Raw genomic sequence first — 22746 nt, 5'->3', positions numbered from 1 at the left:
TGGCGCCATGGGAAGCGGTGGTGCCGTTCGTGCGGAGCCGTTTCCAGGAGGTCGCGGCGGTCCGCCGCTGGTGCACCGAAGACCAGCCGGGGCGGGTATGGCTGCTGGCGGGTGGGCCAGGTTCGGGCAAGACCCGATTGGCCATGCAAATCAGCCAGTCACTGTGGACACAGCAATTAGAACCGTGGGCGGTGGGCTGGGCGCAAGCCGGGCACGGCCCGGCGGCCGTCGACCTGGCGGCTGGCTGGGACCAGCCCGTCCTGGTCGTAGTCGACGACGCGGATGTCCGTGACGACCTCGCCGCGCTGCTAGTAGCAGCACACCGGCTGACCGGCCAGCAGGAAGTGCGGGTACTGCTCGTGGCGCGGGAGTTCAGCGACTGGTGGACCAACGTGCAACAACCGCTGCCGATGGCCGTCGACATCGGCGGGCGGAGCCGGGTCGGCACGATCGCCGCGGATGTGCCCGGTCAACGTGTCGCGGCGAAACACGCCCTGACAGCGTTCGCCGAACACCTCGACTGCGACCCGGCCGGCATTCAGTTGGCCGGAATCACCGCCGGCACCCCTCTGATTCTGCTACATGCCGCAGCGTTGGAGACGGTGCTGCGGAACGGTGAAGGACGAGGCGGTCCGGTCGATGTCACCGACGCGGTCGAACGGCTGATGGCGCGGGAACGCCAGCGATGGTCTGACCACGCCCGCCAGCAGGGCCTGGACGCCTACCCAGCGGTCACGGTGGACACGTTGCGGGACCTGCTGGCGTTCACCATGCTCACCGGCGGCCGTACCCGTGAGGATGCCCATCAGCTGCTGCCGTTGCTGCCCGGCCTGCGTGACGCCACGCCCGAGCTGATCGACCGGGCCATCGTGTGGTTGCACCTGTATCCGCGGGTGATCGGCTTCTGGGCTCGGCCCCACCTCCCGGCGGTGCTTGCCGAGCACCTCATCGCCGATGCGCTCACCGGCAACGCCGACCTGGCCGTCGCGGTCTGCCTCGCCGCCAGTACCCCGGAACAGGCGGCGGCCGTGGTCACCGTCCTGGCCCGCGCCGCCACCCACACCACCACGGCCCACACCGCCACCACCACTCTGTTGCGGGCCGAACCGGTCCGACTGTTGCCGATCGCCATCCGCGTCGCCCTGGCCGGACACGGCCCGATCGACACCGCCATCGCAATCGCCATCGACCACGCCGACCCCGACTGGGAGATTGCCCAAACCCTCGAACAACTCCTACCCGGAAACCGCGACGTGCTCAGCCGCACCCGGATCGCCGTCGCCCGCGCCCGAGCCATTCACGCCCCCACCCCCACCGACCGCGCCAGAGCGCTAACCACCCTCGCCGACTCGCTGTATCGCGCTGGCCGGCTCGGGGAGGCGGTCACCGCCGCCACCGAGGCCGTCACCCTCCAACGTGACTTCGCCGCCGCAGACCCCACCGCCCACCAGCCCTACCTCGCCGACGCGCTGACCGTCCTCGCTAACGCGCTGTATCGGGCTGACCGGGTCGGGGAGGCGGTCACCGCCGCCACCGAGGCCGTCACCCTCCGACGTGACTTGGCCGCCGCTGACCCCACCGCCCACCAGCACTACCTCGCCACCGCGCTGACCACCCTCGCCGAAGCGCTGCGTCAGGCTGGCCGGTTCGGGGAGGCGGTCACCGCCGCCACCGAGGCCGTCACCCTCCGACGTGACTTGGCCGCCGCTGACCCCACCGCGCACCAGCACTACCTCGCCACCGCGCTGATCGCCCTCGCTAGCGCGCTGGAGAAGGCTGACCGGGTCGGGGAGGCGGTCACCGCCGCCACCGAGGCCGTCACCCTCCGACGTGACTTGGCCGCCGCTGACCCCACCGCCCACCAGGACTACCTCGCCAACGCGCTGACCGTCCTCGCTAGCGCGCTGTATCAGGCTGACCGGGTCGGGGAGATGGTTACCGCCGCCACCGAGGCCGTCACCACCTGGCGTGACTTGGCCGCCGCAGACCCCACCGCCCACCAGTCCTACTTCGCCGACGCGCTGACGATCCTCGCTAACGCGCTGTATTGGGCTGGCCGGGCCGGGGAGGCGGTCACCGCCGCCACCGAGGCCGTCACCCTCCGACGTGACTTGGCCGCCGCAAACCCCACCGCCCACCAGCCCTACCTCGCCACCGCGCTGACGACCCTCGCTAACGCGCTGGGTCAGGCCGACCGGGTCGGGGAGGCGGTCACCGCCGCCACCGAGGCCGTCACCACCTGGCGTGACTTGGCCGCCGCAAACCCCACCGCCCACCAGCCCTACCTCGCCACCGCGCTGACCGTCCTCGCCGACGTGCTGTATCGGACTGGCCGGGTCGAGGAGGCGCTTACCGCCGCCACCGAGGCCATCACGTTATACCGGCTACTCGGCATCGCCACGGTCAATGTCGAGCTTCTCAAAGGGATCATCCGGGACTGCGAAAGGGCGGGTACGGCTGAAGCCGCCGACATCGACCTGAGCCGCGAACGAGATGGTGTTGGTGGCAGCGCCTTCCCAGCAGCCAGCATGCCTGACCGCCAGGCAACCCCACCACGACCTATGGAGCCCAGCCCGGATCACCTCCGATCCGCATGAACGTGACAGTGCGTCGCGCGTTCGATCCGACGCTTCCTCTCACCCGAGGCCTCACGGCGACGCGCTACGGTGCCACGGCGGCAGCCACCGAGGTCACCGCCGTGGCCCGTTGTGCAGCGTCTGGTCACCCGGACGCTGGCACATCCCGGTGGCCGGTCCAGATTCCACTGGGCGGCCAAACAACGGCGCATCGGATCAGCCCATAGTTGTCGCCGTACTGGGTGGCGCAATCGGCCATCCGCCACTGCTGCAGCAGCCCCAGAGAGTTGATCGACGGGACCAGCCGCGTTCTCGCGACAGCGGCTGCTGCGGCTGCGTGCCGAACCTGGGGTGCACACGGCTGTCGTCCATCAATCGGCCCTACAGCCGACGACCAGCGCGAAACCGGTCGTACTGGCCGCGGATGGCACACCCCATCAAGAACATCGACCGCAATCAGCTCTGGGTAGTTCCCGCTACTGGATATCGGGGAGGACGAATGATCACCACTACCACTCCAACATGGCCCGCCGAGTTGTGGCTGTGGGTCATCGCCCGGCCGTGGCTCGGCTTCCTCGCCGCCGCCGCGATCGTCGCGGCGGTGTTCGCCCATGATCAGCTGCTCGCGTGGCGGCACGGGCGGTTCACGGCCGGCGCGCGGTGGCTGACGATCGCCGCTCCGCCGGAGGTTACTGCCGAGGCCGCTGCCGCGTTTTGGACCACCCTCATGGGCGTGCTGACGCCGTCGTTGTGGCAGCAGCGCCTGTTCGGCATCCCCCACGTCGGCTGGGAGTACACGTGGACCGGCCGCGCCCTGACCATCCGGGTGTGGGTGCCGGGAACGGTGCCGCACGGCGCGGTCGAGGCTGCCGTCCGCGCGGCCTGGCCTGCCGCCACCTTCACCACCGCCGACGCCGGCGCGCCGATCCCAGCCGACGTGGGCGAGCAGGTAGGCGGGGCGCACTGGCCCCAGCACGCCGATATGCTGCCGCTGCGCAGCGAGCACGACGCCGATCCGCTGCGGGCGTTGCTGGCGGCCGGTGCCGAGGTGCGTCACCGGGAACACGTGTGTGTGCAGGTCCTCGCCCGCCCGGCACCTGCCCGCCGCGTGCGCCTGGCCAGACGCGCGGCGGCGGACACCAGCACTCATCCTCACGGGCGGCCCGATGCGGCCGCCCGCGCCGTGTCGGGGATGGCGCGGCTTATCGTCGAGCCTTTGCTGTGGTTTCTCGATGCGTTCACGCCCGGCTCGTCCCGGCCGCGGACCCCGCACATGGCGGGGCGGGCGGTGGAGCGGGACCCGGTGGCGGCTGTCGACGCCCGGACGGTCGTGGACAAGGCGGTGCGGGTGCCGCACTTCGAGATCGCGGTCCGGTTCGCCGTGGCCGCCGACCCGGACAAGACACCACCGGACAAGGAGCGGGCGACGCAGGTCCGCTCACGTCTCGTCGGGCTGCGGCACAGCATCGCCTCGGCCGCCGCGGCGTACACCGGCCCGAACCGGCTGCGGCGCATGAAGATGCCGCAACCCGTCGCTACTCTCGCCGGGCGCAGGTTGCGGCGCGGGTTCCTGGCCACCGTGCCGGAACTCGCGGCCCTGGCTGCGCTGCCGCAGGACCTGGCGGTGCCGGGCCTGGACCGGGCTCGGGCCAAGGCCGTGCCGGCACCGGTGCAGGTGCCGGCCGGCGGCCGTGGGGTGAAGGTGCTGGGCCGGTCGCAGATCGGCCACTACAGCGTCGGCCTGAACGTCGCCGACGCCCGCCAGCATGTGCACATGGTCGGCAAGACCGGCGTCGGCAAGTCCACGCTGCTGCTGAACATGATCCTCGGCGACATCAAAGCCGGCCGTGGGACGGTGGTCATCGACCCGCGCGGTGACCTGGTCACCGACATCCTCGACCGGCTCCCGGCGTCGTACGCCAAAAAGATTGTGATCATTGACCCGGACCAGAAGAACCCGGGCTGTTTCAATCCCCTTGATGACGGCGGTGATCGGCACCTGGCCGTGGACAACCTGGTGGGGATCTTCGCGAAGATCTTCCAGGGCCAGTGGGGGCCGCGCATGGACGACACCATGCGGGTGGCGTGCCTGACGCTGATGCGGCACGCGAAACCGACATTGAGTCTGGTGCCATCGCTGTTGCAGGACCGGGAGTTCCGGGCCAGGTTCACCCACGGCCTGGACGACCCAGACGGGCTCGGCGGGTTCTGGCTCTGGTACGACGGCATCAACGAGCAGTTCCGCGGGCAGGTCATCGCCCCCGTGCTCGCCCGACTGCGGGCGTTCCTGCTGCGGGACTTCGTGAAGTCGGTGATCGGCAACGCCCACTCGTCGTTCGACATGGGCGCGATCCTCGACGGCGGAGTTCTGCTGTGCCGGCTACCGAAGGGCATCCTCGGTGAGGAGACCAGCCGCCTGCTGGGTTCGATGATCGTGGCCCGGGTGTGGCAGGCCGCCATCGCCCGGGCCGCCATCCCCGAAAACCAGCGCAAGGACGCCTGCCTGTACGTGGACGAGTGTCAGAACTTCCTCACGCTGCCCGGCAGCGTCGGGGACATGCTGGCCGAGGCGCGCGGGTTCCGGCTGGGTCTGGTGCTGGCGCATCAGGACCTCGCTCAACTGCCCCACGACGTGGCGGCGGCGGTATCGACCAACGCGCGCAGCAAGGTGTTCTTCACTGTTGATCCGGCCGACGCGCGGGATCTGTCCCGGCACACGAAACCGGAGGTGGACGAGCATGACCTGGCCCATCTCGACGTGTACACCGCTGCCGCCCGGCTGCTGGTCGGCAATCGGGAACTGCCCGCGTTTACCTTCACCACCTGCCCGCCGGCGCCGGTGGTGGGTGAGGCGACGGCGATCCGGCAGGAGTGCGCCGCCGCTCACGACCGCGCGGACGGTGAGCCGCCGATGCAGCAGCTTGCCCGCACGGCGATGCGCCGGCGGATGAATTCCCGTGACCGTTGACCGTCGGGGCTGCTCGTTTGGGGGTTCGGTTGGGTGCGGCATCGGGGGCTCGTTTGGGGGTGTCCGCGAAACGAGCCCCCAGACGAGCCCTCCGCACCCCGGCCTGTCAGGCGGCTGGCCTGCTCAAACCCGGCCGATAGCGCGACCAATATTCAAGATCGACATGTCCAGACTCCCTACGGGATTCTCTCTCTCCAAGGGGTGACCACATCTATGCCGCAAACGCGTCCTGGCCTGCTGGCCATCTACCCACACATCACCAGCCGCGACCGGCTGCTGCTTCAACTGCTCGATGACCACCAGGTCCTCACCACCGACCAGATCCACCGGCTGCTGTTCCACGCCCGCCGTACCTGCCAGATCCGCCTGGCCGAGCTGCGCGCCCTCGGTCTGGTCGAACGGTTCCGCTTCGCCCGTGCCGGCGGCGGCAGCCAACCGTGGTACTGGGCCCTCGGGCACTACGGGCAACGTTTCCAGGCCGCCGCCCACAATCTGCCCGAGCCCACCGTCCGAGCCGCCCAGCAGCGCCTCGCCCGGCTGTCGGCCAACCCGCACCTGGGGCACCGGATCACCGCCAACGAGTTCGGTGTCCGTCTCATCGCGTACGCCCGTCAGCACGGCGGGGCCCGGCTGGACCGGTGGTGGTCGGAGGCGACGACAACCAAACAGTTCCGCACCATCACCGCCGACGGACACGGCCTGTGGAGTGTCGGCGACACGACTGTGGGTTTCTGGTTGGAGGCCGACACCGGCACCGAACCCCTGGGCCGCGTCGTGGCCAAGCTCGACCGGTACGTCCAACTGGTCCGGCGCGGTGGCCCTCGCTACCCGGTGCTGTTCTGGCTACCCAACGCCGAGCGCGAAGAGCACCTGCACCGGCTGCTGCGCGGCCAGCGGACGGACGTGCCCGCAGCCACCGCAACCCAGCAGACCGAGCCGGCCGAGACGGTCTGGCTACCTGGGGACGACACCCAACGAGTCCGGCTGATCGACCTGCCGAGCGGCCACGGGCGGGCCGTGGCGGACAACCCCAACTTCACCGACGGCATCTTCGTCATCTGACAGGCCTCGCTGTGACTGCCGGCAATGGCCGGGCTAGGTTTGTTGTCAGGCCGCCTCGCGGCGGCGGCCGACGCCCCGGCGGGCACTGCCGCGCTCCAGCCACCACTCGGCGACAAGCAGGTTGAGTACCCAGCTCATCCAGACGCTGGCACCGGCCGCAGCCCGGATCATCGCGTCCTGATCACCGCCGTACGTCGTATCGACGCGAGGCAGCAGCAGAACGACGAAAAGGATCAACCACACCCGGTTCACCACAATCGACGTGGTGAGCGCGAAGCTGCGAATCATCCACCGACGATGCTCGACAAACCGACGTTGACGCGCCGTCCGATAGCCGGCAACCGCGGTGGCCAGCCAGAGAACCGCCAGCATGGTGTTGCCGACCTGCGAGACGAAACCGGTGCTGCTCACCGGCGCAACGCCCAAAACCGCGATCCCCGCCGGGAACACCCCGCCGAAGAAGTACACCCGACCCATCCACCGGTGCACGGCCGGGTAGCGCCGGCGGAACCACGGCCAGACCTGGAAGCAGCCGGCGAGCAGCGCCACGGAGCCGAACACGATGTGCGCCACCAGCAGCGGGTAGTACTGCGGGTAGCCCTGCGGGACAGGCAGCCGGGACCGGCTCGGGTCCAACGTCAGATACGGCGGCAGCGCGTACAGCACAAATGCGACCGCGACCAGGAGCAGCGGCACCACCCAGCGCAACTGCCGCGCGCGCCGGCGGCCGGCCGGGCGCCTGGACGACGCGCCGGTGGCGGGCGGGGTCAACGAGTTGTCGACCGTTGTGGGCATGTCGCCTCCCCTGTCTACTGGCACCACCTGACCCCGGTTGGCCGAGGCGGTCCGGCGCTCACCCACCCGACCCGATCGGCCGGGCCGCGCGACCAACCTTGGGTGTGCCGCTCGTGAAGTACCGGATGCACCCCACTCTGCGCCGCGCCGGCCCTCTGATCAGCGGTGCCAGGTCCCTCCTTTCCGGTGGTGCTGCCCCTACCTTCCGGCGTTGTCACCAGCAGGCAGCGGCATGACCGGTCGCATCACGACCAGCCCGCCCGCGAACTACGGCGCCGGTTCCCCGGCCGGTCAGGCACCTTTGTGGGCTGACCACACCTGACAGCCGCGGAGGTAGTCCTGTCAGCGCAGGCCGCAGGCATGATCGTGGTTCCTGACAGGGCTGCTGCTGTCAGGTCACGGGACTACGGTGCAGCTTCTTCTTTCCTTGCTCGCACCGCCGCCCGTCTTCACCCCTTCGGATCTGCCCGCGCCAGCGGGATCACCCACAGCCCACTCTTCGGTCGGCTCGTGATCCACGCCCGCGCCGTCACGGCAGCTTCCCCGGTCCAGACGCCGCGTTCCGGTGGCACCACCACGCGCCGCGCCCCCGCCCATGCCGACCTCTCCGTGAAGGGAGGACCCCGCCGATGCCCACGCCCCGGCCGCTCACCATCCAGGTCGTCACCGTCTGCTTCGCCCCCGGCGACGACGCGGACACGTTCGCCGCCTCCGAGAAAGTCCACGACCTCCTGCACACCAACAGCACCCCGGCCCGCCGCTACCACGTCCGACACCGCCGCCTCATCGGCTGGCTGACCCGATTCTTCAGCTACTACCTGCTCGACGCCGCCCGACGCTTCGGCGCGATCACCATGGCCGCTGGAGGCCGCAAGGGTCGTCTCGACCTCCACCGGACCGCGGCCAGGGCCGCCCACCACGCCGCACTGCGCTGGCGTGCCTGGAACGCCCACATCAACGCCGCCACCAGGCCCGCCCGCCCCTGGGAGGACTACCTCGCCCAACACCACGCCGACCCGGCAACGGTCACGCTGAACGAGGCCCGCCGCCGCTTCGAACAACAGCCCCGCGTCCTGGCGATGCTCGCCCACTCCTTCGACCCCTACGAGCTGTCCGTCTACCAAGCAGGAGAAGCCACCTACGCCGGGCTCTACTGGCGCATCGCACTGATCGGCGACGCGCTGATCACCACCGACGGCCGCCTCCTCATCGCCGCCAGCGACTCCTTCGGGGACCGGTTCCGCTTCCTCAACGAAGCGTGCGGCTACCTGCGCGGCCTGCGCTCCAACGCACGACTGTGCGCCGTCGCCATCCCCTAAATCCCAATCCGCCCGCACACCCGAAGGCCGGTCGCAGCCCCGCTGTGACCGGCCTTCGGCATACCCACAACCCGACGCCCCCGCAAAGGAGATCCCCGATGTTCCTCACCGATCCCGCCCTGCGGCGTATCGCCGCCGACACCAACGACGTCCTGCCCGAGCGTCTGTGGCGCCACGACACCGTCACCCTCGACGCCCTCGGCGACCTCGCCCGCGTCCTGCACAAGACCGCCCTCGGGTTCACCGACAGCACCACCACCCTCGACAAAGCCCTCGCCCGAGTGGGTGAAATGGCCGCAGCCGGCCGACGGGGGTTGGCCGCCCGCGCCGACCTGCACATGGCCGGCTACCACCAGGCCCTCACCGACGCGCTCGCCGCCCGCGAGCGGCACATCGTCCTCGGGGCCATGCTCGTCACCGCCTACCACGCCTGGCGCAACCACCGGCCGGTACTGGGCACCGGCGACGAGCGCTACCTGCTCCTGCAGCCCGGCGACCCGGCGCGCGGCGTGGCCGTGCTGCGCCAGCGTGACCCGCACACGTGGCTGGTCTTCCCCGACACCGAGGCCGCCACCGCCTTCGACATCCCCTATCCCGGCCGCGTGGTCGGCGAAGTCGCCCAGACCGACCACGGCTGGACGCCGACCGCATACACCGACCCGCAGCACCGCCAGACCCAGCCCGGCCTGACCTATCCCCTGCCTGTGTGTGACGACCTCGCCTCGGCCTGCCGGTCGCTGCTGCGCTGGTGGCACCTGCGCCACTCCGACGCCTGGCGCAGCCGGACCCCTGCCCAGCTCACCCCCGCCGAACTCGCCCACCTCACCGCCTAGACCCTCATGCGGCGCCTCGACGCGATCGGCCGCTGGGTCGCTTCGGCCGCCGGGCGCACTCTCGACCAGCACGCCACCGACCCCGTCCCCGCCGCCGTGTACCTGCCTGAGGCCGCCAGCGTCCTCTCGGCGGCCTCACGTCGCCGCTAGGCCACCGGGCCGCAATCCAGCAGCACCCCGGACGGCAGCACCCCGCTTCACGTGCCTGCCGCGCTGTCGGCTGCCCGCGACCCGTCGCACCACCGCCCGGCACCACACCGCGCCGGGCCTTTCACCCCACGTTTCCAAGGAGGGAAACCTGATGGACAACCTGTCCCTGACGCCTGCTACGCAGGCCGTCCTCGACGCGCTGACCGAACTCGGTCAGGGCAACGTCCACGAGTTGGCCGACAAGTCCGGCAAGGCCCGGTCGACCACCGACAAGGCGATCAAGACCCTGGCCGACGCCGGGGTGATCGTCGCGGCGGACAGCGACGCCGACTCGGCTGAGGGCACGCCGACCCGGTGGACCCTGCCAACACCGGAAGCGACCGACGTCGGGCCGGACGACCCGACCGACGCCGACCTCGGCGACGAACGCACCGCCGGTGCGGACGAGATCGACGGTCCCGGCCCGGCCGCCGCTGACCTGGTCAACGAGCCGGACACCGGCGAGACCGAGCAGGCCGACCGGCCCGGCGACGCGGTCGACGGAGACGACGATGGCGGAGACCCCGAGGATGCCGAGGACAAAACCGACCGGGACGACGACAGCGACGAGGACTCGAACGACAACGCGGACAACGGCAAGGACGACGAGGCACGGACGGTCACCGTCGTGCAGCCGACGCGTCCCGGTGACCGCAAGGTCATGGCCATCAAGGGCGTCCTGGCCGACCACCGCGACGACGGCGCCACCATCGACCTGATCGTGGCCGAAAGCGGCATCGGTCACCCGGCCGCCGCCCGGCTGCTCACCGCGATGGAGCAGGCCGACGCCGCCCGCCGCCTACCCGGCCTGCCCGAGCGGTGGATCCCCGGCCCGACCAAGGCCAGCGAGGTCGACCCGAACCCGCAACCGCCCCGCTGCCCGCTGTGCTACCAGGTCATCCGCGGGCTGGCGAACACGCCGAGCGCCGCAGGGGCCGTGCTGCCCCTCATCCGGACCGACGGCACGCTGCACGTCGTCGGAGCGGACGGCGAAACCCACATCGTCACCCTGCCCACCCGCACGGGCGTCACCAGGAGCGTGGGTCGCCGCAGCGACGTGACCGTCAACGCCGACGGCAGCCAGCCATTCGGCCGGGGCGAACTGGAGAAGCTGACCGTTGACGTCCTGGCCGCCAACCCCGGCCAGGCGATGACCCCACAGGACATCGCCACCGTGATCGGCGGGCAGCTCGACCGGACGGTCAGCTCCGGGGCGGTGCGCAACAACTGCACCAAGGCCGCCGCCGCAGGCCGCATCGTCCTGGTCTCCGACGCGCCGCTGACCTTCGCCTACCCGGCGCAGGCCGACACCAGCAACGCCGCCGACGCCGGCGCGGGCAGCACCGGGCAGGGCGACACCGACACCGAGCAGTCCTGACACCCACCACCCCCATCCCATCGCGGGGGCCGAGCCGGTGCTCGCCCCCGCGTCCATCGGAAGGAGAAACCCGTGCCGCACGAACTCGAGACGTTCACCGACGGAACGACCGCCTTCGCCAGCGCCCGCCTGTCGGCCTGGCACCAACTGGGCACCGTCACCCGCAACACGATGAAGGCCGAAGAAATCATGGCCGCCGCCCAGCTCGGCAACTGGGGCGTGCGCACCATCCGCACCGTCGGCATCGACCTCGTCGACGGCGTCGAGGTGCAGATCCCCGCCGACGACAAGCGGATGACCGTACGCCGCAACCCGGTCAACGGCCAGACCGACTACCTGGGCATCGTCGGCACCGACTACACCGTGGTCCAGAACGAGCAGTGCGCCGAAATGCTGGACCGCCTCGTGGACCAGGTGGGTGGCGCCCACTTCGAGACCGCCGGCAGCCTGCGCCGCGGCAAGAGCGTGTTCGTGACCATGAAACTGCCCGACGCGATGGAGATCGCCGGCGTCGACCCCATGGACCTCTACCTGATCGGCACGACCTCCCACGACGGCACCGCCGCGCTGCGGGTGGACGCCAGCCCGGTCCGGGTGGTCTGTTCGAATACCCAACGCGCCGCCTTCGCGCATGCGGTCGGGCACTACACGTTCCGGCACACCTCCAACGTCAACTCCCAGATCAGCCAGGCCCGCGAAGCCTTGGGGCTGATGTGGAAGTACATGGAGACCTTCGAGAAGGCCGCGGAACGGATGCTGCACACCGAGATGACCATGCGCGAATTCGAGAACGTGGTGGCGCAGGTGTGGCCGGTCAAGGACAACGCGTCCGAGAAGACCAGGAACAACGCCAAGCAGCGGCTCGGCACCCTCAAGTACCTGATCCGCGAGGCCGACACCCAGAAGGCCATCGCCGGCAGCCGCTGGGGCGGCTTCCAGGCCATCACCGAATACCTCGACCACTACCAGCCCGCCAAGAACGAGATCGTCCGCGCCAACCGGGTGCTGACCGGCAACGTCGGCGAACTGAAGCTGACCGCCTTCGACCTGCTCAAGGTCTGACCACTCCTCGTCCACACCCCCGGGGCGGCGGTCACCCGTGCCGCCGCCCCGGCCCCCGACCGAAGGACACACCCCATGGCACAGACCAGCACCACGAGGTGGGGGCCAGACCCGGCGGGCAGCAGCCGATGAGCGGCCACATCCGCCACCCCCGCGACCTGCGGCAAGCGGTGTGCGGCCTGCCCGCCGCCGACATCCAACGGTGGGAGACCGAGGACCCGTCCCGCATCGACTACACCTGCGAGGACTGCCACACCCTGCTCCCCGAAGCCCAGCGACCCGACGACGCCAACCACCCACCCGGAGACGCCACCCTCATCGACACCCTGCGGCGCATCGTCGCCGAACGACAGTACGCCAAGATCGATGGCGTCCTCGTGGACGTGTGGTCGGCCTCCGTCACCGTCCTCATCTGGGACCGGCTCCGCGACGACAAGCGGCAGCGGCTACTGACCCTGCCGTCACACGAGCTGATCCTCCGCTGCATCGCGATCTACACCAGCCTCACCAACGGCCGGGCCGACCCATGACCGGACCTCGCCAACCCCAGTGGTTTCACTTCGGGCCGTGGGTGTTCTCCGTCGACGCCGCCGAAACGCTGATCGCCACCACACCCCGCAGCCCCCAGCACCTCGACGTCACGGCCTGGGCGACCGCGTACGGCCTCACCCAGCTCGACGACCCGAACCCGCGCGTGGTCAGCCTCATCGGACCAACCAGCAACGCCCTCAACCGCGCTTACGCGATGACCACCGACCTGACCAAACCCGTGATCGTCGGCCAGGTCAGCGTCAACGGCCACCCGGCCGCCCCGCTGCTCATCGACGGCACGCACCGGCGGTACCGCGCCTGGCGTGAGCACGTACCGCGGCTGCCCGCCTACCTGCTCACCACCGAGGAGACCCGCCAAATCCAGGACAACGTGCTCCTGGGACCGGGGCGAACCTTGACCACCCCGCCGTCGAGCTGATCCCGGCCTGACGCCACGTTCCCACCTCGCACGCCTCGGATGCCCGCCCACCGCCAGCGGCCCCCGGCGTACACGCGTCCATCCTTGGGAGAGACCCATGGCATACACGTCACCGTGGCAGAGGATCTGCGACTGCCGCTGCCCACTGCACTACCGCCTGCCGCGCACCACCTACAACGAGCACGCCTGCGGCTGCGCCATCACCTGCGCCACCCAGCCCCTCACAATGCTGGCCTACCACTGGAGTTGCGCACTCTTCCTCCACCAAGGCGGCGACCTCTGGCACGTCCCGGCCATGGCCAACGGCACCTTCGACTGGGCGAACGCCGCAGCAATCGACGACCGCGCCCGCTACTACAAGGCCAGCCGCATCATCGAGCACCTCCTACGCCAAGCCGCCGCAGTGCTCCACACCTCTATCAACTGACCGCTCACGGTGGGCCGCCCGCGCGGGCGGCCCACGCCCTTTTCGTGCTTCACGACCGGAGCAATACAGCGACATACCGCACCCACCGCATCGTGGAGCGCGCCTGCCACTGCCACTGCCCGATCCACCGCGGCCAGCCGCGCCCGACCTACAACGGCCCCGGCTGCCAACCGGCGCCAGCCAGCCGATGACTCTGCTCGCCCCGCAAGGCAACGGCGCCCTGTTCGTCGCCCTCCACAACATGCTCCGGTACGCGCCCCGCCTGCGACCCGGCCGCTGGGAGTGCCGCTACGCCACCCCGGTCGACGCCTGCCACCGACGGTTCGAAACCGCCCGCACGATCGCCGACCTCCTCCGCGACATCCACGCCGGGCTGACGCCACTCACCCACCGCCTGCAAGCCGCAACACCGCTCCACCCCTGCCGGCCGCGCACCCGCGCACACCGGCCCCCTTTTTTCGTTTCAGCGAAGGGCTATCACCATGATCAAGGTCGTCATCGGGGTCGTCACCGTCGTCATCGTCGCTTGCCTCGGCCTGCCCATGCTGCTGCTGTCGGCCGTCATGGGCGGTGGTTCCGGCGGATGCGGCACCGTCGCCGCGCCCGCCGTACGTCCCACCGGGCAGCCGGCCAGCGCCGGTACCTGGGACACGGAGCAGGTGGAGATCGCCGCGACCATCATCGACGTCGGCGTCGCCAGAGGCGTACCCCGCTGGGGCTGGGTCGTCGCCGTCGCCACCGCCATGCAGGAGTCCGGCCTGCGCAATCTGCCCCACCTCGGCGACCGCAACGACCACGACTCGATCGGGGTGTTCCAGCAGCGCCCGAGCCAGGGCTGGGGCACTATCGCGCAACTGTCCGAGCCCGCCTACCAGGCCGCGACGTTCTTCGACAAGCTCCTGACCGTGCCCGGCTGGGAGTCGATGCCGCTCACCCAAGCTGCCCAGGCGGTCCAGGTCTCGGCCTTTCCTGACGCGTACGCGAAGTGGACCGACGACGCTTCGCACCTGGTGGAGCAGCTGACCAGCACTCTTGCAGACTGCGCCGCCGATGCGCTTGCGTCGCTCCCGGACGGTTTCGCGCTCCCAGCGAACACCCCGCCCGCCGTCACGACCGCCATCTTCTGGGCCATCAACCAGCTCGGCACCCCGTATCACTTTGGCGGCGCATGCACCGACCCGCGCTCCGGCAACCCCGAGAAGCAATGCGACTGCTCCTCTTTGGTGCAGTCGGCGTACCGGGCGGCCGACATCGCCATCCCCCGCGTCACCACGGACCAAGTCAACGCCGGAAAACCCGTGGCCGGTCCTGCCCTCATGCTGCCCGGCGACCTCATCCTCGTCCCCGGCAGTGAAGGGACCATGGCCAACCCGCGCCACGTCGGCATGTACGTCGGCGAAGGACTCATCATCCACGCGCCAACAACCGGCGATGTCGTCAAGATCGCCCGGCTGGACAGCTGGATCAATCAAATCGCGGCGATTCGTCGCATCGTGAAAGAGGATTAATTGTAGGTTCTCGACCTCGATGACGCTTTCTCAAGATCGTGTCGCCGTTGATGTCGCTTGCGACATGGTTCTGAGAAAGCGTCGGCGTGGCGTTGTCCGGTCACGGCGGAAGCTAGCACGATCTTCCGCGCCCGGGGAGCGACGCTTCGCTCGGGCCGCGCGTGCCGGAGGCGAAGCTTCAACGGTGACGATGGCCGCATGTCGCGGACAATTCGGCTGTGTCGAAAAGCTGACTGAGGGCGAAGGCTGCGCGCGAAAGATGCAAGCCTGCCGAAGGCGTACGCCAATGATCCCTACCCTTCTGGGAGGCTCAAATGATCAAACGCGTATTGACTGTTCTCAGTCTGGTGATCCTCGGTCTTGCGACCGGCGGGCAGGCCGCCAACGCCGCCCCGTTCGATCCCACTCCCTACTGCCGCCCCTACATGGGGCTTCCCTACGTCGACTCGGGGCCGACCTACACAGGTGGCGGCAGGTACCAGTTCGACGTCGAGGCCGCTGGCGGCATGACCTGCAACGGTGCCGCCTACAAGGTGTCCGTCTCGGTGACGCTGCACTACTCGACCACCAGCGGCGGTGGGACCGGCACGACGACGGGCAGCACGAAAACGTGCGGCGGCAGCTGCGAGAACACCGCCCACTACATGAGGGCATCACTATTCTGCGGTTACCACTACACGTACGACGACTACGCAACCGTCAACTACACCTGGCAGCGCTACAGTTCGGATTCCCCTGTCTCGGGAAGCCTGAACGGCGGCCATACTACCGGAAGCAGCTACAACCCGCCGGGCGTCTGCACCTGAGCGATCGCATCCCGCCGGCCGTCATCCAGGCGGCCGGCGGGGGCTCGCGCACCGCGAACGACAGCCACTTGCCGCTTGAAGGCTCTATCGTGCGACCAATGGAACCTGAACGTGATGTTCGTATCAGCGAACACATCCCGCCCGCCTCCCGCGGGACGCTTGTGCTTTCTGACGCCCTCCTCGGCAGGTCGGAGAGCGCCGCCATCGTCCTTCGGTCGATGGTCGGCTACGATGAAGGAATCAAGATCGAAACCGAGTTCCTGCTGCGCAGGCCCGGCGTCGAACGAAGGCCGCTACGCGACGCTCTGAATCCGCAGAATGCCGATCCGGCGATCTCGTTCGGGTCAGGAACGGCGGGCGACTTCCGGCCGCTTACCTGGAATGATGCGGGCGGCACTCTGAACATCTCGACACTCAGTGCCGACGAAGGTCATTCCCGTCTTACGATCAGGACGTGGATCAACCCGGCGCCCGACGAACTGGTCGTCGGGGTTCGTTGGCTCGCCCAGGATATCCAGCCGACGCAGCTGCGTGTCGACTGCCGCCACGTGATGGGAAGCTGGTCCGTGCCACTCTGGTCCGCCGGGGTGGACCAAATGCCTGGTTAGCGGGCCGGGCTCATCGTTCCGCCATCCGGCGGGCTGCAGGCGGCCACTCGCCTCGGCCTCAGAATCACGTCGCTGTGGATGTCGCTTGCGACATGAATGCGAGAGAACGTCGGCGTGGCGAAGTGTCCACTTACGACACCAGGTAGCAGCATCTTCCATCTGTCTGGGGAGGATGGGGCTCGCCGCGGTGTGCCGGTGGCTGTGCGGTGGCGTGGCGTGGACGGCTCGTTGTTGGAGTCGGCGCTGGCGCGCGTGGTGGTCGAGGAGCTGCTGGCCGGTGCGCCGGTCCGGGAGTTCCGCTGGTATCGGGGCCGGCGGTTCTATTCGGGTTGGTATTGGTCGGCAACGATGCGGCGGCTGGTCGCTTACGAAAGCCGGCTGGAGTTGGCCCGGATCATGCTGGCCGACTTCGACGCCGCGGTGGTAGGGATCGCTGCCCAGCCGTTTCAGCTGGTCGGTGAGGACGGCGACCGGATCCGCCGGCATGTGCCGGATTTGTTGCTGCTCAACGACTCGGGCCTGGCGACAGTCGTTGACGTGAAGCCGGCGCACCGGTTGGCGGAGCCGGACGTGGCGGCGGTGTTCACGTGGACGCGGCAGGTTGTGGCCGCCCGCGGCTGGGCGTTCGAGGTGTGGGCCGGGGCGGACCGTCAGGTCCTGGCCAACGTCAGCTTTCTGGCGGGCTACCGGCGCAGGCCGGTGGTTAACGAGGCGCTGGTGCCGGTGGCGCTGGAGCTGGCGGCCGGTCACAACACGATCGGGGGCCTGGAAACGGCGTTGACCGCGTACGCGCCGCTGGAGGTGGCACGGCCCGTGGTGTTGCACCTGCTGTGGGCCGGTGTTCTGCGCGCGGATCTCGGTCGGCCGTTGGGGTCAGGCACGCCGATCCACCTTTCTGCCGGGGACGCGGCGTGACCGATCGGGTGTTGACGGTGGCGCCGGGAACGCACCTGCTGTTCGACGGCGACGTGTGCGAAGTCGTCGAGCTGGACGGGACGCGGGTGGTGCTACGCAACGTGCGCACCGGCGGTCTGGCGGCCGCGGGATCGGCGCGGCTGGTGACGGCCGCGCAGGCGGTGACGGCACCGGCCGACGAAGGGCCGTCGGTGGGTATGGTGCTGGCCGGTCTGAGCCGAGGGCAGCGGCAGGAGATCGCTGAGCGCGCTGAGCATGTCCGGGAGGTGTTGACCGGGTTTCGCAGCGGGCATCAGGAACGGGCGGCGCCGGGGGAACCCGATCCGCGGTTCGCGGCAGAAGTGCCGTTGAAGACCCGTTACGGCAACAAGGCAGCCCAGCTGGGCGTGACCGCCCGGACGATCGAGCGGTGGGTGGCCGGCTATCGGGAGGCGGGCGAGGCCGGTCTCGTGGTGCAGCGGCCGGGCGCGTCGTCGCTGGTCGATCTGCGCTGGGACGAAGCGGCCCGGCAGGTGCTGGCCGGGCTGGTGAATGCGTCCACGCCGACGCGCAGCGCGGTGATCGCGCGGGTGAGCGCGGTGTTGGCCGAACAGTTCGGCGACGGCGTGGTCCCGTTGCCATCGCAGGCGACCGCCTACCGGCGGTTGGCCGAACTGACCAAGGGCACGAACGCGGTGTCCGGCAGCGCGAAAGGCCGCCGGTCGATCGCCGAACGCCCGACGGGCGTCTACGGCCGGCTCCGGGCGACGCGGCCCGGTGAGTATCTGATCCTGGACACCCAGGATCTGGACGTGTTCGCGATGGAACCGGTGACCTGCCGGTGGGTCCGGGCGCAGCTGACCGTCGCGCAGGACCTGTTCACCCGCTGCATCGTGGGGCTGCGGGTCACGCCGGTGTCGACGAAGGCGGTCGACGTCGCCGGGGTGCTGTTCGAGGCGGTCGCCGGCAGGTCGGTCCCGGACTCGTGGCCGCCGGAGGCGGCCTGGCCGCATCACGGTGTCCCGGCGGAGCTGGTGTTCGACGAGACGGTGCCGTCGGTCGGGCCGGTCTGCGCGCCGGAGACCCTGGTCGTTGATCACGGCAGGGTGTTCCTGTCGGCGCACGTGATCGGCGTTTGCACCCGGTTGGGGATCTCGATCCAGCCGGCGCAGCCGCACAAGCCGACCGACAAACCCACCGTCGAGCGGTTCTTCCGCACCCTGCGCGAAGGGCTGATCCAGCACCTGCCCGCCTACAAGGGCCCGGACCTGCACTCCCGGGGCCTCAACGTCGAGTCCGAGGCGTTCCTGTTCCTGCACGAGCTGGAGGACGTGATCCGGGAATGGATCGCGACGGTCTATCACCGGGCCAAGCACGACGGGCTGACGATCGCGGCCTGGCCGCATCTGGCCCTGTCGCCGGTCGAGATGTTCGGCGCCGGCATCGCGGCGGCCGGTCTGCTGCGGCTGCCCGCCGGCCCGGACCTGGCTTTGGACTTCCTGCCGGTCGTCGCGCGCACGATCCAGCACTACGGAGTGGAGATCAACGGGCTGCGCTACAACGGTCCGGCGTTGAACGGCTACCGCAACGCGCGCAGCCCTTACCGTGGTGCGCTGGCGGGGCGGTGGCCGATCCGGATCAATCCGGACGACGTGCGGCATGCCTGGTTCCAGGACCCGGCCGACCAGCGGTGGCACCGCCTCGACTGGGAGCACACCGCCAGCCTGAACACGCCGTTCTCGGCTGATGCCGCCGCCTACGCCCGCCGGCTCGCCGCAGATCCCGGCTCAGCCCTGGATCCGGCCAAGGTGCTCGCACAGCTGCTCAAGCGCTGGAGCACGGGGATGATCACCGACCGACGGGAGCGGCGCATCGCCGCCAGACTGTCGGCCGAGTACGTCGCCCTGCGCCCGATCGAGCCGCCCAATCCCGAACCGGACGCCGAGGCACCGCCGACCAGCCCAACGGAAGTCGATGAACTTCTGTCCGGGGATGACGACGACGCCGACTTCGCCGGCCGCGATGACGGCGGGTTCTACGACGACGCGTTCGAGGTGCTGACGTGACCGGCCTCTACAGCCTGTCCCGCAAGGAGGGCTGGCGCCGCTGGGTTGACACCCCGAGCAGGGCCCGGCCGGACCAGCTCACGCCGGCCGAGCTCGCCACGCTGAGCGAAGAAGCGCGGGAGGAATACGCCGAGGCCCGGCACGACTGGCACGCCAACTTCGGCATCCTCAAGACCCCGCAGCTGGCTGCGATCCACGACGAGCTCGACCAGGTCGTGGCCACCAACCGGCAGGACCCCGACCGGGTACGCGGCGCAGCCGTGATCGACGCGCTGCCAGGGTTGGGCAAGACCACGATCGCCAACACCTTCGCCCGCGACTTCGACCGCCGCATCCGCAAGCGGGCGGGACAACTGACCGACGAAAGCCACGAACGGCTGCCGGTGTTCCGGGTCGGGCTGACCTCCCGCACCACCCTGCGCACGCTCAACCGGATGATCTGCGAGTTCTACGGGCATCCGGGAGCCGAACGTGCCAGCGCCGCGCAACTGGCGGTGTTCGCGGTCGACTGCGTGCTGTCCTGCGACACCCGGCTGGGCATCATCGACGACCTGCACTTCATCGACCTGAACCGCCGCGACGGCGTCGAGGTGTCCAACCACCTGAAATGGCTGGCCAACGAGCTGCCGGTGACGTTCATCTACGCCGGCGTGGGGCTGGCCGAACGCCGGCTGTTCGCCGAAGGGCTGGCGGGAGACACCGCTGTGCTGGCGCAGACTGCCCGCCGCTGGACCCGCCTCGAACTGCCCCCGTTCCTCATCGACACCGACGTCGGACGCGCCCACTGGATCAACCTGCTCAAAGCCACCGAACGGCAACTGGTCCTCACCGGCGCGCGGCCTGGGATGCTCGCCGACATCAGCGACTACCTGTTCGCCCGCACGACCGGGCACATCGGCTCGTTCATCACCCTGGTCACCCGCGGCTGCTACAAGGCCATCCGTCACGGCCACGAGCGTCTCGACACCGACCTGCTGGACACCATCCGCATCGACGAAGCCTCCGAGACGGCCCGCCATCAACTACAGGCCGCGTTCACCGCCGGGACACTGACCACCCGGCCACGCCGAGCCCGCACCGCATGACGCTCGACCACCCGCGGTCACTGCCCCTGCGGGTCCGCATCGACCAGGGCGAGGCCCTCGATTCGTGGCTGCTGCGCCTGGCCTTGCGCAACCAGATCCCGGCGCAATGGCTGCTGCCCGTCCTCGGACTCGGCGCCCGGCTACGGCCCGGGAACAACCACGCCCTCGTCAGCGGCCTCCCCGCAGACCTGTTGCGGCGCGTCGAGCACCAGGCCGGACTGCCCCCGCACGCGCTCGACACCGCCGTGCTCGACCCCTACGCCACCCTCGGCTGGGCAACCATCCCCGGGTCCCGGTTCTGCGCCCGCTGCCTGCACGAACCGCAATGCCGGTGGCCGATCCGCTGGCAGCTGCCCTACACGTTCGCCTGCCTGCGCCACCGGTGTCTCCTGGCCGGATACTGTCCCACCTGCCGGCAGGCGCCGCACGGCAGATGGTCAGCCCGCACTGGCCTGGTCGAAGCCCACCAGTGCACAATTGTCGGGGTACGGCCTGGAGTGCAGAGCTACGTACAGCTGACCTTGCAGAGGTGCACACCGTTTGTCCGTCGTCTGCGGGTGGTTGGGGGTGAGGCTGCTCGGGTCGTGATCGGACCGGCGTGGGGCGGCTGGCGGTGGGGGCGTTGGATGAGCAGCGGTGGCTGGATGTGCGTCGGTTCCGGGCGCTGCACGAGGCTGGTGCGAGTGTCTCGGAGATCGCTCGTGAGACGGGCCTGAACTGGCGGACGGTGAAGAAGTACCTGGCTGCTGGTGGCGGCGAGGTGGTGCCGCCGGTTCGGGCGCGGCCGGCTCGTGGGCAGCTGATCGATGTGTTCGCGCATGTAGTCGATGCGTGGTTGCGGGCGGAGTTGCTGCTCAAGGGCACGGTGATCCATGAACGTCTTGTCGAGCAGTACGGGTTCACCGGTAACTACCAGCGGGTGAAGTTGTATCTGCAGCAGGCCCGGCCGCGGATCGCTGCGGAGTTGGGGATCAGTCCGGATCAGCTGGCCGGGCTGCATCGCCGGTTCGAGGTCGTTCCGGGTGCGCAGGCGCAGGTGGACTGGGGCGACGAGGGCGGCATCCTCGCTCACGTCGGGATCCCGAAGGTGTACTCGTTTCACATGGTGCTGTCGTACTCGCGGGATCCGTTCTGCTGCTTCACCACCAGCCAGGACCTGGCCGCGTTCTGGGAGTGTCACCGGCGGGCGTTCGCGCACTTCGGCGGGGTTCCCGGGGTGATCGTCTACGACCGGACCAAGACCGTGGTCCGCCGGCACGTCGCCCCGGGTCAGGCGGTGCCGCTGCACCCGGAAGCGGTCGCGTTCGCCGGGCACTACGACTTCGACATCGATGTGCTGGCCGCATACCGGCCGACCGGGAAAGGGCGGGTCGAACGGCAGGTCACCATCGTCCGTGATCATGTCCTGGCCGGGCGGGCGTTCTCCTCGCTGGCCGAGCTCGATGCCACGTTCGTGGCCTGGGTTCCGCAGCGGCGGGCCGTGCGACATCGCACCCACGGCGAGATCATCGGCGTGCGGGCGGTCCGTGACCACGCCGCACTGCGACCGATCCCGGCCAGGGCGTATGTGGTCGCCGACCGGCATCTGCGAGCCTGTCCGAATTTCTGTGTAACGCCCTATCCTGTCTAACTAGCGGGCATCGATGGGGATGCGGCCAGGGAAGAACATTTCCAGGCTGTTGAGGGCCTGTTTCCAGCCGTGGACGCCGGCGCCTTCGACGAGGCGGGGTGGGGCGGTGCGGGTGTTGGCGGGCTTGCCGGCTTCGGCGGCGCGTTGGCGGGCGCGTTTGTCCTCGATGTCGGCGATGGCCAGCCAGATCAGCTTGACCACGGCGTCGTCGGTGGGGAAATGGCCACGGTTCTTGATGATTTTGCGGATCTGGTAGTTGAACGACTCGATCGCGTTGGTGGTGTAGATGATGCGGCGCACCTCGGGCGGGAAGGCCAGGAACGGGGTGAATCGGTCCCATGCACGCTCCCAGACGGCGACCGCGGCCGGGTAGCGCTTACCCAGGGCCGAGTCGGCGAAGGCGAGCAGGGCGGTCTCGGCGGCCTCCACCGTCGGGGCGGTGTAGATGTCCTTGAGCGCGGCGGCCATCGCCCGGCGGTCCTTGTAGGAGACGAACTTCATCGCGGCGCGGATCAGGTGCACCACACAGGTCTGCACGGTGGTGTGCGGCCACACGGCCTCGATCGCCTC

At 69.6% G+C, this 22746-nt stretch carries 20 protein-coding genes; 18 read left to right on the top strand and 2 right to left on the bottom strand.

Annotated elements, in window-relative coordinates:
* Window positions 1-29 precede the first annotated feature (29 nt).
* The 3 genes from AB0C02_RS29225 to AB0C02_RS29215 all read left to right on the top strand — a co-directional run bounded on the left by AB0C02_RS29225 (window position 30) and on the right by AB0C02_RS29215 (window position 6606).
* Window positions 30-2597, top strand: a complete 2568-nt coding sequence (locus AB0C02_RS29225) for a tetratricopeptide repeat protein (RefSeq protein WP_357552347.1) — start codon at window positions 30-32, stop codon at window positions 2595-2597.
* A gap of 109 nt (window positions 2598-2706) precedes the next feature.
* Window positions 2707-5544 carry a type IV secretion system DNA-binding domain-containing protein gene (locus AB0C02_RS29220; RefSeq protein WP_357552346.1) on the top strand — a complete coding sequence of 946 codons (2838 nt, stop codon included), beginning with the start codon at window positions 2707-2709 and terminating at the stop codon, window positions 5542-5544.
* A gap of 213 nt (window positions 5545-5757) precedes the next feature.
* Complete coding sequence (locus tag AB0C02_RS29215; RefSeq protein ID WP_357552345.1) at window positions 5758-6606, top strand: replication-relaxation family protein; 849 nt, start codon at window positions 5758-5760, stop codon at window positions 6604-6606.
* A gap of 45 nt (window positions 6607-6651) precedes the next feature.
* On the opposite strand, the gene AB0C02_RS29210 is transcribed toward AB0C02_RS29215, so the two are convergent.
* Window positions 6652-7401, bottom strand: coding sequence for a DUF2306 domain-containing protein (locus tag AB0C02_RS29210; RefSeq protein ID WP_357552344.1), 750 nt, complete (start codon window positions 7399-7401; stop codon window positions 6652-6654).
* A gap of 629 nt (window positions 7402-8030) precedes the next feature.
* Here AB0C02_RS29210 and AB0C02_RS29205 point away from each other — a divergent pair.
* The 15 genes from AB0C02_RS29205 (at window position 8031) to istA (ending at window position 22176) form a co-directional block, all read left to right on the top strand.
* Window positions 8031-8720, top strand: coding sequence for a hypothetical protein (locus AB0C02_RS29205; RefSeq protein WP_357552343.1), 690 nt, complete (start codon window positions 8031-8033; stop codon window positions 8718-8720).
* Between the two features lie 98 nt (window positions 8721-8818).
* The gene (locus tag AB0C02_RS29200) at window positions 8819-9553 is read left to right on the top strand and encodes a hypothetical protein (RefSeq protein ID WP_357552342.1); all 735 of its coding nucleotides are present in this window, start codon (window positions 8819-8821) and stop codon (window positions 9551-9553) included.
* A 301-nt stretch (window positions 9554-9854) separates the two neighbouring features.
* Entirely contained in the window at window positions 9855-11120 is a 1266-nt protein-coding gene (locus tag AB0C02_RS29195) for a helix-turn-helix domain-containing protein (RefSeq protein ID WP_357552341.1), read from the top strand.
* Window positions 11121-11192: 72 nt separating this feature from the next.
* Window positions 11193-12182 carry a DUF932 domain-containing protein gene (locus AB0C02_RS29190; protein ID WP_357552340.1) on the top strand — a complete coding sequence of 330 codons (990 nt, stop codon included), beginning with the start codon at window positions 11193-11195 and terminating at the stop codon, window positions 12180-12182.
* A gap of 128 nt (window positions 12183-12310) precedes the next feature.
* Complete coding sequence (locus AB0C02_RS29185; protein WP_357552339.1) at window positions 12311-12712, top strand: hypothetical protein; 402 nt, start codon at window positions 12311-12313, stop codon at window positions 12710-12712.
* Window positions 12709-13152, top strand: a complete 444-nt coding sequence (locus tag AB0C02_RS29180; RefSeq protein ID WP_357552338.1) for a hypothetical protein — start codon at window positions 12709-12711, stop codon at window positions 13150-13152. Before AB0C02_RS29185 ends, AB0C02_RS29180 begins: the two co-directional genes overlap by 4 nt.
* Window positions 13153-13249: 97 nt before the next feature.
* A complete protein-coding gene (locus AB0C02_RS29175; protein ID WP_357552337.1) occupies window positions 13250-13579 on the top strand; it encodes a hypothetical protein in 330 nt (109 codons plus the stop codon).
* Between the two features lie 482 nt (window positions 13580-14061).
* Complete coding sequence (locus AB0C02_RS29170; protein WP_357552336.1) at window positions 14062-15087, top strand: C40 family peptidase; 1026 nt, start codon at window positions 14062-14064, stop codon at window positions 15085-15087.
* A gap of 314 nt (window positions 15088-15401) precedes the next feature.
* A complete protein-coding gene (locus tag AB0C02_RS29165; RefSeq protein ID WP_357552335.1) occupies window positions 15402-15893 on the top strand; it encodes a hypothetical protein in 492 nt (163 codons plus the stop codon).
* Window positions 15894-15991: 98 nt separating this feature from the next.
* Window positions 15992-16501, top strand: coding sequence for a hypothetical protein (locus tag AB0C02_RS29160; RefSeq protein WP_357552334.1), 510 nt, complete (start codon window positions 15992-15994; stop codon window positions 16499-16501).
* A 195-nt stretch (window positions 16502-16696) separates the two neighbouring features.
* A complete protein-coding gene (locus tag AB0C02_RS29155; RefSeq protein ID WP_357552333.1) occupies window positions 16697-17416 on the top strand; it encodes a TnsA-like heteromeric transposase endonuclease subunit in 720 nt (239 codons plus the stop codon).
* The gene (locus AB0C02_RS29150) at window positions 17413-19461 is read left to right on the top strand and encodes a Mu transposase C-terminal domain-containing protein (RefSeq protein WP_357552332.1); all 2049 of its coding nucleotides are present in this window, start codon (window positions 17413-17415) and stop codon (window positions 19459-19461) included. The genes AB0C02_RS29155 and AB0C02_RS29150 overlap by 4 nt, the downstream gene beginning before the upstream one ends.
* The gene (locus tag AB0C02_RS29145; protein ID WP_357552331.1) at window positions 19458-20546 is read left to right on the top strand and encodes a TniB family NTP-binding protein; all 1089 of its coding nucleotides are present in this window, start codon (window positions 19458-19460) and stop codon (window positions 20544-20546) included. Before AB0C02_RS29150 ends, AB0C02_RS29145 begins: the two co-directional genes overlap by 4 nt.
* Complete coding sequence (locus AB0C02_RS29140; RefSeq protein ID WP_357552330.1) at window positions 20543-21262, top strand: TniQ family protein; 720 nt, start codon at window positions 20543-20545, stop codon at window positions 21260-21262. Before AB0C02_RS29145 ends, AB0C02_RS29140 begins: the two co-directional genes overlap by 4 nt.
* Window positions 21169-22176, top strand: coding sequence for an IS21 family transposase (gene istA / locus AB0C02_RS29135; protein WP_357552329.1), 1008 nt, complete (start codon window positions 21169-21171; stop codon window positions 22174-22176). Before AB0C02_RS29140 ends, istA begins: the two co-directional genes overlap by 94 nt.
* Here istA and AB0C02_RS29130 read toward each other — a convergent pair.
* Window positions 22177-22746: transposase (locus tag AB0C02_RS29130; protein ID WP_357552328.1), on the bottom strand; the 570-nt coding region annotated here is incomplete at its 5' end.

This window comes from Micromonospora sp. NPDC048999, from assembly GCF_040649295.1.
Taxonomy (GTDB): domain Bacteria; phylum Actinomycetota; class Actinomycetes; order Mycobacteriales; family Micromonosporaceae; genus Micromonospora.
This window is presented reverse-complemented; position numbering and strand designations above follow the sequence as displayed.